The sequence below is a fragment of the Winogradskyella pulchriflava genome, from assembly GCF_042434315.1.
GTDB classification, from domain to species: domain Bacteria; phylum Bacteroidota; class Bacteroidia; order Flavobacteriales; family Flavobacteriaceae; genus Winogradskyella; species Winogradskyella pulchriflava.
On the sequence record NZ_JBHLTQ010000001.1, the window covers coordinates 1,098,602 to 1,111,871 of the forward strand.

The following is a 13,270-nucleotide window of genomic DNA, read 5'->3' on the forward strand; positions in this document are numbered from 1 at the left end:
AGTCTTAAGTACGAAGTTGAAGTAACTTCACGCTTTAAGCTTCGAACTTCAAATTATAGTATATGAAACTAAACGCCATATTAGTAGAAGACGAAGAAACGAGTAGAGCGATTCTTAAAAATTATCTTAATAAGTATTGCCCTAATATTTCAATCGTTGGTGAAGCCTCTAATGTAGATGAAGCTTTAGTGTTGATTAGAAATAACGATTTAGATGTTGTTTTCTTAGACGTTGAAATGCCTTATGGCAATGCTTTTGACTTGTTGGATAAAGTAGGAAACATTGATTTTGAAACTATTTTTGTTACAGCATATAACCATTATGCTATTGAAGCATTAAATGCGCATGCGTCTTATTATCTAATGAAACCTATTTCTATAGATGAATTAATAAAGGCTGTGGATTATGTAACTGAAATAAGAACCAAAGAAGATGCTTTACAAGATCAGGTATTGGTGCCAAAAACAAATTCGGTAAATGGTAAGATTACAATTCCTCAACAAAATGGTTTTGAGATTATCGACACTGCTGATATCATGTATTGTAAAGCAGATGATAACTATACAGAGATCTACTTAAACAATAATAAAAAGAAATTAGTAAGTAAGACATTAAAGTATATAGAAGATAGCCTTAAAGAAGCTAATTTTGCTCGAGTACATAAAAGCTATCTTGTTAACGTTAATGAGATTGTTAAATATGTAAAAGGCAAAGGTGGAAGTGTAATATTGAGTAACGGAAAAGAGATTATGGTGTCTGCTTCCAAGAAATCTGATTTGTTGTCTTATTTTAAGTAGAAATAAATTCCTGTGTTAAGTAGGAATCTTACAAATGGAATTTTAAAAATTTAAATTTACCAAGAACAAAAAAATTCAAGCGAAGTAAGAAATAATAGTAATACGAAGGACTTTCATCTAATAGATTGATGAGTTTCCTTTTTTCAAAGGAATAGATTATGCCAATAATAAAACCTGTAAGAGGGATACATCCGCAAATACCAGACGATTGTTTTATAGCAGATAATGCAACTATAGTTGGAGAGGTAACCATGGGAAATAATTGTAGTGTATGGTTCAATGCTGTAATTAGGGGAGATGTGCATTTTATTAAAATGGGTAATAAAGTTAATGTACAAGATGGTGCGGTTATCCATGCCACGTATCAAAAGTCACCAACAACAATTGGTAATAATGTGTCTATTGCGCATAATGCTATTGTACATGGTTGTACTATAAAAGATAATGTACTTATAGGTATGGGAAGTATTGTAATGGATGATTGTATTGTAGAAAGTAATAGTATTATTGCAGCTGGAGCAATTGTTACAAAAAATACAATAGTAGAATCGGGTAGTATTTATGCAGGTGTTCCGGCAAAAAAAGTTAAGGATATTAGTGAGGAATTAATTTCGGGAGAAATTGACCGTATAGCTAATAACTATGTAAAGTATTCGGGTTGGTTTAAGGAGTAATATTTCAGAATTTCCTTCAGGAAAATTAAACTCCACTTCTAAAAATCTAAATAAGAAGTCTCAAATTTATTGTCTAAGATAGAATTTAATATTTCAACATTTCCATTGGAATACAATTGAATCGTTGGTTGTTGGGTTGATTCACACAACAAATCATTTGCAGAAAGCACTGCTTTGGTTTGTTTAGCTACTGCCAATCCAGAATCAATAATCTTTACATTATTAGGAAGCATTTTGGTTAGCATTGGTATTAAATATGGGTAATGTGTGCAGCCTAAAACCAAATAATCAATATTCTGTGCTAGCATAGGTTCTAAGTAGGTCTCTAACAGCTTTTTCATTTCTTTAGATTCTAACTTACCACTTTCTATTAGCGGTACAATTCCGTCACCAACTTGTTCTATAACCTTGATACCACTAGCATATAAGTCCGTGGTTTTATGAAATAAATGACTGCTTAGAGTACCTTTGGTAGCTAATATACCTATAGATTTGGTTTCAGTTTTTAAAGCTGCTGGCTTTATAGCAGGTTCTATGCCTATAAAAGGAATATCATAATGGGTTCTTAAATAGGATATAGCATTTGTGGTAGCTGTATTACAAGCTACAACTATAATCTTACAACCTTTGTTGATTAGAAATTCAGTGTTTTTAATACTCAGTTGAAGAATTTCTGACTCAGATTTATTACCATAAGGAGCATTTTTACTATCTGCTAAATACATGCAATTTTCGTTAGGTAGAAGTGCGTGAATCTCCTTGAAAATAGATGTGCCTCCAACACCAGAATCGAATATGCCAATAGGTTTGTTACTCATATGGTACAAAAGTAAAAAGTCGCTTACAAAATAAGCGACTTTCTAAATGTTATTTTTATTTAGGGTTTATATTCCCATTTCAGCTTTTACATCTGCCAAAAGATCTTTTCCTTTAGCAACGATTAAACCACCAGCTTCTAAAACATAGTCAAAGCCTTGAGCTGCAGCTACTTTTTCTATAGCAGCTTTAGCCTTATCAGTTATAGGTTTTAACAAATCGAATTCTTTCTTTTGTATACCTTCTTGCGCTTGTTGCTGATATTGACCTAAGCTTTGTTTCATGCTTTCAACTTCTTGCATACGCTTCATGTTTTCCTCTTCAGTTTGGTTAGCTGCTTCAGCATCATATTGCTTTAACTTTGCTTCCAATTCTTTAATAGACTCTTGGATAGTAGCTTGGTAAGTTTTGCCAAGTTTTTCAACCTCAGCCTGTGCCGCTTTGTATTCTGGCATTGCTTTTACAAGCTCTTGCGTGTTAATATGAGCAATTTTACTTTGTGCAGCTGTAAAACTTGTAGCTCCGATAAAAAGTACTGTTGCAAATAATAAGGTTTTTAAATGTTTCATTTTTCTAAATTGTATTTGTGTGTTATAAATATTAGTTATTTTCTCCTTCTTTTTTCTTAGCCTTGGCTATAGAATCTCTCTTTTTTAGTTGTTTTTCACGTTCTTCACGTGCTTTTTTTCTTTGCTCTATTATTTTTTGTTTTCTGGCTTCTAATTCTTTTCGTCTTTCTTCACGATCTCTTGCTTTTATCTCCGCTACTGTTAAAGGCTTCTTAGCAGTTGTTGAATCTTTCTTTACAACTCCTTCAGTTTTTGTGCTATCTGTTTTTACAAAAGGCTTTGCTTTAGTAACACTACTATCTTTACTTGTAGTTTTTGCTTCGTCTGTTTTAGAGTTACCATTACGTGCATCTAGTACTTTTTGACGACGCTCTTCTGCTTCTCTCTTTTTAGCTGCTCTAATAGAATCTTGCTGTGCTCTCCTAGCTTCTAAAGCCTTTTCACGCTCAGCACGTTTTGCTGCCAACTCAGCTTCTCTAGTTGCTTTTCGCTCGTCTAATGCTTTTTGTCTTTCATCTTTTTCTTCACTCACTTCTGGAACAACATCTTCATCCTCTAATTCTTTTCGCTCTTTCTTGCTGTTTGCTTGGCTTCGCTTAGAAGTTCTGTTAATAGTTCTAAGTACTTGCTCACTAATGTCATAGCGTTCAGCAGAATATAACATTACAACATCAGCTGATTTATCAAAAACAAAATCGAATTTTTTAGTTTCAGCGATTTGCTGAACTGCAGAAAATATTTGATCTTGAATAGGTTCTATCAATTGACGCTTTTGGATAATTAAATCTCCATTTGGACCAAAACGTTTTTGTTGATAATCAAGAATTTCAGCTTCTTCAAAAGAAATATCTTCCATGCGCTCTTCGTACAATTCTTTTGTTAATAGCACACTTTCATTTTCAAGTTCTTTTTTCTTTTGCTCTATAACACTGAGTTTTTTTTCAATCTCAGTTTTCCAGCTTAAAACTTTTTTGTCTAACTGAGAAGCAGCTTCTTGGTACTCTGGTACATTCTGTAGAATATATTCAGTATCAATGTAGCCAATTCTTACTCCACGTTGAGCGCTAACACTAAAGCTCATTAGACCTATTATTGCCAGTAAAAAAAGAACTTTAAATTTCATCATTTTTGTTTTTTGTTTTGAGACATTTTCTTTACAAACTAAATGTTTCATTATTTTTTTAGTGTACTAATCTTCAAATTTAACGAAATATATCTTTAAAAATTTTAACACCATGATGAAATTCGTATTAAGCTATTTGAAAATATCGTGCCAAACTTAAAATTGTTGTCCAATTATGAAGTGAGTTTCCCATTTTCTTGGCGAAGTTCCATCATAAAGATCATCAAAGGCATGACCGAAGTCTATACCAAGTAAACCAAAGGCTGGCATGAAGATACGCAGTCCAAATCCTGCTGACCTTTTGAAGTTATAAGGGTTAAAATCTCTAAAACTATTAGTAGATTGGCCACCTTCTAAAAAGGATAAAGCATATATTTTTGCTTGCGCACCTAATGTTATAGGATATCGTAATTCTAATGAGAATTTATTATAGATAGAAGCACCATCTGTACTTGATAGTGATTGGTTTGGATAACCACGTAATTGGACAATTTCCCTTCCATCTAATGAAAAATTACCTAGACCATCACCACCAACAAAGAAGCGCTCAAAAGGAATTACACCTCTGTCATTGTTATAAGCTCCAAGGAAACCAAATTCTATGCTTGGTCTTAAAACCAAATCGCTTTTACCAACTTTTAAAAGTGATGTGTACCAATCTGCTTTGAATTTTATTTTATAGAATTCTAACCATTTAAAACGTTCTTGGTCAATTTCTCCTATTCTGGCAAAATCATCAGCATCTGTTGGGTCTAATCCATCTCTTTCTTCTTTTAATGATTCATAATCTACGCCATTGACAAGAGAATATGGAAAAGAGAATTTAGCTGTTGCAGTAAAACTTGAACCTCCTGTAGGGAAAATAGGGTCTATATATAAGTCATTTCTGCTTAAACCTATAGTATAAGATAAGTTGTTAGACGTACCATCACCAAAAGTAAATAAGCCAGTGTTGTAATTTTTGAGATTATAATGCTGATAACTTAAAGCTTGAGAAAGTACAAATGAATCGTCTGGGTTTCTAAGTCGTGTAGATAAACCTACCGTTAAACCTGTAATATTAAAACGTCTACTTTTATCAGCACTTCTGGTTAAAGAATTGTATAAAAACTGTCTAGAATGCGATAAAGACGTTGATAACTGAAAAGGTTTTTTGCCACCTAACCAAGGCTCACTAAAAGAGAAGCTATAGGTTTGAAAGAACTGACTAGCTTGTAATCTTAAAGCTAAACTTTGACCATCTCCTCTAGGTACTGGCTTGTAAGCATCTTTATTAAAGATATCTTTAATTGCAAAATTATTAAACGATAGACCTAGAGTACCAATGAAGCCACCTCCACCATAACCACCTTGTAATTGTATTTGGCTAGAACCTTGCTCTACAACTTCATACTCTACATCTAGTGTACCATCAACTGGGTTTGGATTTTTAATGTTTGGCGTCAATTGCTGTGCATCAAAGTATCCAAGTTGTCCAAGTTCTCGTAACGTTCTAATTATATCTGACTTACTGTATAGTTCGCCTGGACGTGTTCTTATTTCTCTGTATATAACATGGTCATTGGTAACAACATTTCCTTTTACCGTAACATTGTTAAAATAAGCTGGCTTTCCTTCAGAGATACGTATTTCCATGTCTATGACATTTCCATCAGCACTAACTTCAACAGGGTTAATGGTTGAGAACATATAACCATTGTTTTGATACAAATTGGTTAAGTCATTTGCGTCTGGATTTTTAGTGTTTGCAATACGCTCTCTAAGCTCTACTCCGTTGTAAGTGTCACCTTCACTTATTTTTAGTACACTAGCTAATTGTCTATCTGTATAAACAGTGTTACCAACAAAGTCAATTTTTCCAAAGGTGTATTTTTCCCCTTCTTCTACTTTGATATTAAGGCTTATGGTTTTGTCATTGTTATAGATAATAGAATCTGAAATAACTCTAGCATCTCTATAACCATTCTCTTTGTATTTATCTACAAGACTTACTAAATCTTCTCTAAAATCTTCTTCAATATATTTTGAACGCTTAAAGATTCTGATAAAGTTTCTTTGCTTCGTATTTTTCATTGCTTTACGAAGTTTTTTGTCCTTTATCTTTTCATTACCTTCAATATTGATTTTCTTAATTTTTACCTTTTCTCCTCTGTCGATTTTAATAAGCATATTAACACGCTCTTTTTCAACAGAATCTATAACCTCAGTAGTTACAATATTTACTTTAGTATTTAAAAACCCTTTCTTTTTATACTTATTAGTAAGATAGTTTCGAGTAGTAGCGATAAGGTTTTCTGTTACTTTTTGTCCTTGTTGGAGCTTGTTTTCTCTAGCAATTTCTTCTTTTTTACCTTTTTTAATACCTTCAATGGTTAAATCTTTAAGTTCTGGTAAATCAATAAGACGAATTTCTAAATCTGCAGTATTGCCATCAATATTTGTAATAAATATGTCAATACTGCTAAAAAGGTTAGATTTCCATAATGTTCTTATGGCTTCAGCAATTTTTTCGCCACCAACTTGTACCTCTTCATCTTTTCTAAGTTTAGAGTAAGCAATTATGGTTTGTTGGCTAAAATTGGTGTTGCCAGTAACTGTAATATCTTTGATTATATATTTTGCTCCACCTTCAACTTGGGCAGTACCTACCAATGAAATTGTAAATAGTAGTAAGGTGCAAATTAATTTTGTAAAGGTGCTCAATACTGTTTTATTAGGTAAGTTGTTCGCTTGTTTTTCCAAATCTTCGTTCTCTGTTTTGATAATTTATGATTGCCTCGTATAGATTTTCCTTTTTAAAATCTGGCCATAAAATATCTGTAAAATATAATTCTGCATAGGCTATCTGCCATAGTAAAAAGTTACTAATGCGTTGCTCTCCACTAGTACGGATAAGCAAATCTACATCTGGTAAATTTTGCGTGTAAAGATGCTTATTTATAATTGATTCATCAATACTTTCAGTAGAAATTATATTATTTTTAACTTTAAGTGATAATTCTTTAATAACATTAACAATTTCTTCACGAGAACCATAGCTTAATGCTAAAGTTAATGTCATATTCGTATTATTTTTTGTTTTTTCTATAACATCTAGAAGTTCTTGATGTGCCTTTTTTGGTAAATCGCCTAAACAGCCAATAGCTGACAATTTTATGTTGTTGTCCTGTAAGGTTTTAATTTCTTTTTTTAGAGATTTAACCAAAAGTTTCATTAAAGTCTGGACTTCTAATTTTGGTCTGTTCCAGTTTTCGGTAGAAAAGGCATAAAGCGTTAAGTTTTTTATACCTAATTCTGCACTAGCTTCTACGGTTTGTCTTACGGCTTTTGTTCCGTTTTCATGACCTATAACACGCATAAAGCCTTGTTGTTTAGCCCAACGACCGTTACCATCCATAATAATGGCTAGGTGGTTAGGAAGTTTCTCTTTATTTATTTGTTCTTTAAGGCTCATGTTAAAAATTGCAATAGCAAGGTCTTCTACCAAAGGTGTAAGTTAATGTAATTCCTGTAAACACATACCAATCATTGCTATTTGTGTTTCCAAAACTGAATTGCTCTCTATCTTCATTATCTGGTACACTACCATCTAGCTCATCAGAAAAAGTGTATCTAGCACCAACTTCTGCTGCTAAGATGAGATGATTGGATATGTTGGTTTTGTAGCCTAGGACCATAGGTATACCGAAGGCCCAACTATTAGTATCTTCAGAGGTGTACTCACCATTTAAGAAATAATAATTATCATGATTAGCTATTGTAATACCAGAATATAAATAAGGAGTGCCTTTAATGCCACTAGTATGTAAATCAAAATCCCAAAAGGTAAACTCCATACCTGCGGAAATTTCTAAAATACTTGTGTTAAAGCTATACCCACGTTGTTTACGTCTTGGATCATCAGATTTACCATCAATGCCTTCTAAATCCGAAAAAATAACAGACGCTCTAAAAGAATGTCTAGGGCTTCTATTCCATTTTACGATGGCTCCAAAAGCTCCTTGATTGGGCGAAATATAATCTGTTGCGCCAACATCTCCTATGAAATTACTTCCACCAGCAAATACACCAACTTCATAAATTTGAGCAGTGGTGCTTTGGGTAAAGTATATACTTATTAAAATTAAGAATAAATACCTCATAAGATTTTTAAAGTTTGCAAATATAACAATTATGATTAGCCTTTAACAATTTGACACAAAATGTCTTACAGATAAACAGTTTTTGAAGGTATTTATTGTATAAAATTTTTGTTTAGTTACGACGATCTTCTCCCCAAAGTAGCTTTTTTCTAAGGGTGTCTAAAAAAGTTTCTTCTAAGCGTTCTACCATTTTAATTACAAAATCCGCTTTTTTTACGGTTACTATTGTAGTATTTGGTAATGTTACAATTCTGGAATCTAAAGACATTAAAAATTGATCTTCTCGTCCGTCAACTCTAAGTGTAATAGTAGTACTGTCAGGTATAATTAATGGTCTAGCACTTAGGTTGTGTGGTGCTATTGGTGTTAGTGCAAAGTTGTTGGCATCTGGTGCTATTACAGGTCCACCACAGCTTAGCGAATATCCTGTAGAGCCTGTTGGTGTTGATAGGATAAGACCATCTGCCCAATATGATGTAAGGTATTCTTCGTTTAAGAGCGTATTTACCGTAATCATGGATGTGGTATTTTTTCTACTCAATGCAATTTCATTAAGCGCAAAATTAGTGTCTTCTATATCCTTATTTTTAGGAATAGTAGATACACTTAACAAGGAGCGTTCAGAAATTTTATATTCTCCATTAAAAATTTCTGAAAGCGCAGTTTCTATTTCATCGGTTTGTATAGTGGCTAAAAATCCTAACCTTCCAGTGTTTATACCGACAATAGGAATGCCTAAATCGCGTACATAAGTAATAGCTCTTAAAATAGTACCATCTCCGCCAATACTAATAAGCAAATTGTAACTATTGTCTAAGGTTTTAAAAGTTCTAATAGCAGAACTTCTTTGTATAGCTTCATTTTGATGCTTTAAAAAATCTTCTTCTATAAAAATACCGACTTTATGACTTAGCAGAACTTCTAAAAGAATTTCGAAAGCTTTTTGAGAGGATTCCTTAGCGTAGTTTTGACCGTAGATAGCTACCTTCATAAAATTACATATTTAGGTATTTATCTAGATACTGAGAGCGCTCTTTTAAACTTTCTATATATGAATCTTCTTCATGACCAGAAACAATGATATAACTATAACGCCTAAACGATTGTATAACCTCATTAAGACTAGCATTACCAATTTTTAGTGTTACCCTTACCAAATCACTATCCATTTTAGAGATAAAAGCACCTAATAGTTTTGCATTGTTAGATTCAACAATTTGAGCAATTTCACTAAAAGAGTAATCGTGGATGCCTTTTTCTACAATTAAAATACCACCTGGTTCAGAGAAAAATGGAGTCTCATTGAATAAGTGTATAATATCATTAAGCTCATAATAGCCTAAATACTTATTGTTTTTATCTAAAATAGGCATGATGTTAGAGTCGTTTTGAGCAAAAGCCTCAAGTACATCAAGCCAATTGGTTGTTGGCCTTACAAAAAAACCTTCAATAGTATAATTGCAATCCTCTATTGACTTTGCGCCTTCAAAACAATGCGCATCAGTTTCAGAAATACAACCCATATAAACTCCCTTATTCATCACAGGAATATGAGAGTAGGTTAACTGATTAAAAAGCATTTGTAAATCGCTTATTTTATCTGTTAAACTCAGTGGTTTTATATCGTTTATTACAAAATCCTGTAGCTCCATAATTGGGTTTAAATATCTTGCAAATTAATCAAAAATAACCATAAAAAGCGTGTTCTACTTTGTATTTTTGTGATTCAAAATCTAAAAATATGACAAAGTTAAGTGTTAATATAAATAAGATTGCTACACTGAGGAACAGTAGAGGAGGCGATGTGCCTAACGTAGTTCAATTTGCTAAAGATGTACAGCGTTTTGGTGCAGAAGGAGTTACTATTCATCCAAGACCAGATGAACGTCATATTCGTTATCAAGATGCTTACGATTTAAAACCAGAAGTTTATACAGAATACAACATTGAAGGCAACCCAATACCTAAGTTTGTTGATATGGTTTTAAAGATAAAGCCAACACAAGTAACTTTGGTGCCAGATGCCGAAGATGCCATTACGTCTAATGCTGGTTGGAATACAGTAAAGCATAAAGACTTTTTGGAAGAAGTGATTAAAGAATTTAAAAACAACGGTATCAGAACTTCAATTTTTGTAGATCCTGATTTGTATCAGGTTGAAGGGGCTAAAGAAACAGGAACGGACCGTATTGAGTTATACACCGAAGCATTTGCACATCAATATAGTATAGGTAATAAAGAAGCTATAAAACCTTATATGGAATGCGCTGGTCTTGCTAATGCATTGCAATTAGGCATTAATGCAGGTCATGATTTGTCTTTAAATAACATTAAATTTTTTAAAGAAAATATTACAGGATTGCTAGAAGTTTCCATAGGTCATGCTTTAATTGCTGAGAGTTTATACATGGGAGTTGAGAATGTTATTGAAATGTATTTAGATAAGCTGAAATAAAAGTGTCTCGCAAAGACACAGTGACGCAAATAAAAACGTATTCTAGATGATACTTTTGGTAACAACGTATTAAACTCTTTTTTAAATAAAGAAATTTCATTTCAACAAGTAACACAAAGCTTAGCGCCTTAGCGTCTTTGCGAGAAAGAACAGTATGACATTACACTCAAATATTATAGGCGAAGGAAAACCATTTGTAATCTTACACGGATTTTTAGGTATGGGAGATAACTGGAAAACCTTAGCTAAACAATTTTCAGAATTAAATTTTGAAGTTCATTTAGTGGACCAACGCAATCATGGCCGTAGTTTTCATTCCGATGATTTTGATTACGAATTAATGGCAGAAGACTTAAAACAGTATTGCGATGAAAATGATTTAAAAGACATTGTGCTTTTAGGACATTCTATGGGAGGGAAAACGGCTATGCTTTTTTCGGCTTTATATCCAGAAATGGTAAAAAAGTTGATTGTTGCAGATATCTCTCCAAGATATTACCCTGTACATCATGATGCTATTTTAGAAGGCTTAAGCAGTCTGAATTTTTCTGAAATTAAAAGTAGAGGACAAGCAGATAAAGAACTAAGTAATTATGTGGGTGATGTAGGAACACGTATGTTTTTATTAAAAAATCTATATTGGGTAGAAAAAGGGCAATTAGGATTGCGAATTAATTTGCCAGTTTTAAAAGAAAACGTGTCAGAAGTGGGTGAAGCTTTACCAATACATGCTACTTTTGAAAAAGATACCTTATTTTTAAGAGGTGATAAATCGGAATATATTGGAGAAGCTGATGAAACTATAATACATCGTCATTTTCCAAATTCGGAAATTGTTACTATAGCAAATGCAGGTCATTGGTTACATGCAGAAAATCCAAAAGATTTTTATGAAGCTGTTTTTAATTTCGTATCTTAAATAAAAACTAAAAAATTATGAACTTAATTATTAGACTTTTGCTTAATGCTATCGCAGTTTTTGTTTTAGCACATATCTTAAACGGAGTAACTGTAGATGGCTATGTTGGTGCTATCATTGTCGCGGTAGTACTATCAATACTTAATTTATTGGTAAAACCGGTTTTGGTTATATTAACCTTACCGATAACAATTATAACCTTAGGTCTTTTTCTGCTGGTTATTAATGCGTTAATAATACTTTTGGCAGATAAACTTATAGACGGATTTGGAGTCAGTAGTTTCTGGACAGCACTTCTTTTTAGTATTCTTTTATCCATACTACAATCGTTGCTGCAATCCTTCTTAAAAGACGACAAAAAGTAACTTAAATTCAATCAATTAAAACTGTTGTTGGGTTGCAAAAAATATTGTATTTTTGCAGCCCAATTTTAGTTTCAATAATAATGAACATTACAAGAGAAAACATTGATGCATTAAATGCAGTTGTAAAAGTGGATATCGCTAAGGAAGATTATAGCGATAAAGTAGAGAAAATCTTAACGGATTATCGTAAGTCTGCTAACATTCCTGGTTTTAGAAAAGGGCATGTGCCAATGGGAATGGTGAAAAAACAATACGGTAAAGCTGTGTTGGTTGATGAGGTAAACAAATTACTTCAAGATGCTTTAGGAAAATATTTAGTAGAAGAAAAGTTAGACGTTTTAGGTAACCCATTACCAAAACCACAAGATGATTTAGATTGGGATGCAGATGCATTTTCTTTTGAGTTTGAGTTAGGTTTAGCGCCAGAATTCGAAGTGAACCTTAAAGGCAAAAAAGCGATAACTCATTATAATATTGTTGCTGATGACAAAATGATCGATAATCAAATCGAGCACATTCAAAAGCAATACGGTAAACTTATTTCTCAAAACGAAGTCACAGAAACTTCTGAAATTACAGGAAAGTTTACAAACGAAGAAAAAGAAATAGAAAATGTTGCAACCATAACTTTAGATAAGTTAAAAGGAAAAGCCAATGCTAAGAAATTTATCGGAGCTAAAGTGGGTGATGTTATTGAATTAAAAACAAAAGGTTTGTTTAACGACGACCACGATTTAATGACGTTTTTAAAAGTATCTCATGAAGATGCTCACGGACTAGATGTTAACGTTAATTTTGAGGTTTCTGAAATCAACGAAAGAGAACTTGCAGATTTAGACCAAGAGTTATTTGATAAGCTTTTTGGACCTAAGGCTGTAACGTCTGTAACAGAACTGAAAGAGAAAATAAAGCAAGATTCTGAAAAGCAATTTGCACAACAAGGAGATCAAAAATTATTAAATGATGTTACTGAATATTTAGTAGAAAGTACAAAGTTTGATTTACCTGCTGAATTCCTCCAAAAGTGGATGCAAACTGCTGGTGAAGAAGTTATGACTGAAGACCAAGCTAAAGAAGAGTATGAAAAGTCTGAAAAAAGCATGCGTTACCAGTTAATAGAAGGTAAATTAATTACCGAGCATAACCTTCAAGTTCAGTTTGAAGAGTTAAAAGCTTACGCTATGGAAATGATAAAAGGACAAATGGCTCAGTTTGGTCAAATGAATCCTTCAGAAAAGGAATTAGAGGATATTGCAGCGCGTATTCTTTCTAATCAAGAGGAAGTAAAGCGATTATCTGAACAATTAATGAGTCAGAAATTATTAAACCTATATAAAGCTGAAGCAAATCTTAAGACAAAAGAAATCACTTATGATGATTTTGTTAAAGAATTTTACAGTTAATTAGTAA

At 32.7% G+C, this 13,270-nt stretch carries 14 protein-coding genes; 6 read left to right on the forward strand and 8 right to left on the reverse strand.

Going from position 1 to position 13,270, the window contains the following annotated elements; all coding sequences use genetic code 11:
- The first annotated feature begins 62 nt into the window (after positions 1 to 62).
- Together ACFFGA_RS04740 and ACFFGA_RS04745 are read left to right on the forward strand one after the other, a co-directional pair.
- Entirely contained in the window at positions 63 to 797 is a 735-nt protein-coding gene (locus ACFFGA_RS04740; RefSeq protein WP_386060386.1) for a LytR/AlgR family response regulator transcription factor, read from the forward strand.
- Positions 798 to 955: 158 nt separating this feature from the next.
- Positions 956 to 1,471: a gamma carbonic anhydrase family protein gene (locus ACFFGA_RS04745; RefSeq protein WP_386060389.1), complete on the forward strand. Its 516-nt coding sequence runs from the start codon at positions 956 to 958 to the stop codon at positions 1,469 to 1,471.
- A gap of 38 nt (positions 1,472 to 1,509) precedes the next feature.
- Here ACFFGA_RS04745 and murI read toward each other — a convergent pair whose 3' ends face one another.
- The 8 genes from murI to ACFFGA_RS04785 all read right to left on the reverse strand — a co-directional run bounded on the left by murI (position 1,510) and on the right by ACFFGA_RS04785 (position 9,773).
- Positions 1,510 to 2,289, reverse strand: a complete 780-nt coding sequence (gene murI / locus ACFFGA_RS04750; protein ID WP_386060391.1) for a glutamate racemase — start codon at positions 2,287 to 2,289, stop codon at positions 1,510 to 1,512.
- A gap of 66 nt (positions 2,290 to 2,355) precedes the next feature.
- Complete coding sequence (locus tag ACFFGA_RS04755) at positions 2,356 to 2,856, reverse strand: OmpH/Skp family outer membrane protein (protein ID WP_386060394.1); 501 nt, start codon at positions 2,854 to 2,856, stop codon at positions 2,356 to 2,358.
- Positions 2,857 to 2,887: 31 nt separating this feature from the next.
- The gene (locus ACFFGA_RS04760) at positions 2,888 to 3,982 is read right to left on the reverse strand and encodes an OmpH/Skp family outer membrane protein (RefSeq protein ID WP_386060396.1); all 1,095 of its coding nucleotides are present in this window, start codon (positions 3,980 to 3,982) and stop codon (positions 2,888 to 2,890) included.
- Between the two features lie 153 nt (positions 3,983 to 4,135).
- A complete protein-coding gene (gene bamA / locus ACFFGA_RS04765) occupies positions 4,136 to 6,721 on the reverse strand; it encodes an outer membrane protein assembly factor BamA (RefSeq protein ID WP_386060398.1) in 2,586 nt (861 codons plus the stop codon).
- The gene (uppS, locus tag ACFFGA_RS04770; protein WP_386060401.1) at positions 6,693 to 7,433 is read right to left on the reverse strand and encodes an undecaprenyl pyrophosphate synthase; all 741 of its coding nucleotides are present in this window, start codon (positions 7,431 to 7,433) and stop codon (positions 6,693 to 6,695) included. Before uppS ends, bamA begins: the two co-directional genes overlap by 29 nt.
- A gap of 1 nt (position 7,434) precedes the next feature.
- Positions 7,435 to 8,121 carry a type IX secretion system protein PorG gene (gene porG, locus ACFFGA_RS04775; protein ID WP_386060403.1) on the reverse strand — a complete coding sequence of 229 codons (687 nt, stop codon included), beginning with the start codon at positions 8,119 to 8,121 and terminating at the stop codon, positions 7,435 to 7,437.
- 112 nt (positions 8,122 to 8,233) lie between these two features.
- Positions 8,234 to 9,112, reverse strand: a complete 879-nt coding sequence (locus ACFFGA_RS04780) for an NAD kinase (RefSeq protein ID WP_386060406.1) — start codon at positions 9,110 to 9,112, stop codon at positions 8,234 to 8,236.
- A 4-nt stretch (positions 9,113 to 9,116) separates the two neighbouring features.
- Positions 9,117 to 9,773, reverse strand: a complete 657-nt coding sequence (locus ACFFGA_RS04785) for a CBS domain-containing protein (protein ID WP_386060408.1) — start codon at positions 9,771 to 9,773, stop codon at positions 9,117 to 9,119.
- Positions 9,774 to 9,862: 89 nt separating this feature from the next.
- Between ACFFGA_RS04785 and ACFFGA_RS04790 the strand changes: the two genes are divergently transcribed.
- The 4 genes from ACFFGA_RS04790 to tig all read left to right on the forward strand — a co-directional run bounded on the left by ACFFGA_RS04790 (position 9,863) and on the right by tig (position 13,263).
- Positions 9,863 to 10,576: a pyridoxine 5'-phosphate synthase gene (locus ACFFGA_RS04790; RefSeq protein ID WP_386060411.1), complete on the forward strand. Its 714-nt coding sequence runs from the start codon at positions 9,863 to 9,865 to the stop codon at positions 10,574 to 10,576.
- Between the two features lie 154 nt (positions 10,577 to 10,730).
- Positions 10,731 to 11,495 (forward strand): alpha/beta fold hydrolase, encoded by a 765-nt coding sequence (locus tag ACFFGA_RS04795; protein WP_386060413.1) that lies wholly within the window; start codon positions 10,731 to 10,733, stop codon positions 11,493 to 11,495.
- Between the two features lie 17 nt (positions 11,496 to 11,512).
- Positions 11,513 to 11,860, forward strand: coding sequence for a phage holin family protein (locus ACFFGA_RS04800; protein ID WP_386060416.1), 348 nt, complete (start codon positions 11,513 to 11,515; stop codon positions 11,858 to 11,860).
- Positions 11,861 to 11,940: 80 nt separating this feature from the next.
- Positions 11,941 to 13,263 (forward strand): trigger factor, encoded by a 1,323-nt coding sequence (gene tig / locus ACFFGA_RS04805; RefSeq protein WP_386060419.1) that lies wholly within the window; start codon positions 11,941 to 11,943, stop codon positions 13,261 to 13,263.
- Positions 13,264 to 13,270: the final 7 nt, after the last annotated feature.

Bases quoted from the DNA above. Each gene is read 5' to 3' on its own strand.
- uppS (WP_386060401.1), bottom strand. From the start codon at position 7,433: ATGAGCCTTAAAGAACAAATAAATAAAGAGAAACTTCCTAACCACCTA.
- ACFFGA_RS04800 (WP_386060416.1), top strand. From the start codon at position 11,513: ATGAACTTAATTATTAGACTTTTGCTTAATGCTATCGCAGTTTTTGTT.
- ACFFGA_RS04740 (WP_386060386.1), top strand. From the start codon at position 63: ATGAAACTAAACGCCATATTAGTAGAAGACGAAGAAACGAGTAGAGCG.
- ACFFGA_RS04780 (WP_386060406.1), bottom strand. From the start codon at position 9,112: ATGAAGGTAGCTATCTACGGTCAAAACTACGCTAAGGAATCCTCTCAA.
- tig (WP_386060419.1), top strand. From the start codon at position 11,941: ATGAACATTACAAGAGAAAACATTGATGCATTAAATGCAGTTGTAAAA.
- murI (WP_386060391.1), bottom strand. From the start codon at position 2,289: ATGAGTAACAAACCTATTGGCATATTCGATTCTGGTGTTGGAGGCACA.
- ACFFGA_RS04790 (WP_386060411.1), top strand. From the start codon at position 9,863: ATGACAAAGTTAAGTGTTAATATAAATAAGATTGCTACACTGAGGAAC.
- ACFFGA_RS04745 (WP_386060389.1), top strand. From the start codon at position 956: ATGCCAATAATAAAACCTGTAAGAGGGATACATCCGCAAATACCAGAC.
- ACFFGA_RS04760 (WP_386060396.1), bottom strand. From the start codon at position 3,982: ATGATGAAATTTAAAGTTCTTTTTTTACTGGCAATAATAGGTCTAATG.
- ACFFGA_RS04755 (WP_386060394.1), bottom strand. From the start codon at position 2,856: ATGAAACATTTAAAAACCTTATTATTTGCAACAGTACTTTTTATCGGA.
- ACFFGA_RS04785 (WP_386060408.1), bottom strand. From the start codon at position 9,773: ATGGAGCTACAGGATTTTGTAATAAACGATATAAAACCACTGAGTTTA.
- ACFFGA_RS04795 (WP_386060413.1), top strand. From the start codon at position 10,731: ATGACATTACACTCAAATATTATAGGCGAAGGAAAACCATTTGTAATC.
- porG (WP_386060403.1), bottom strand. From the start codon at position 8,121: ATGAGGTATTTATTCTTAATTTTAATAAGTATATACTTTACCCAAAGC.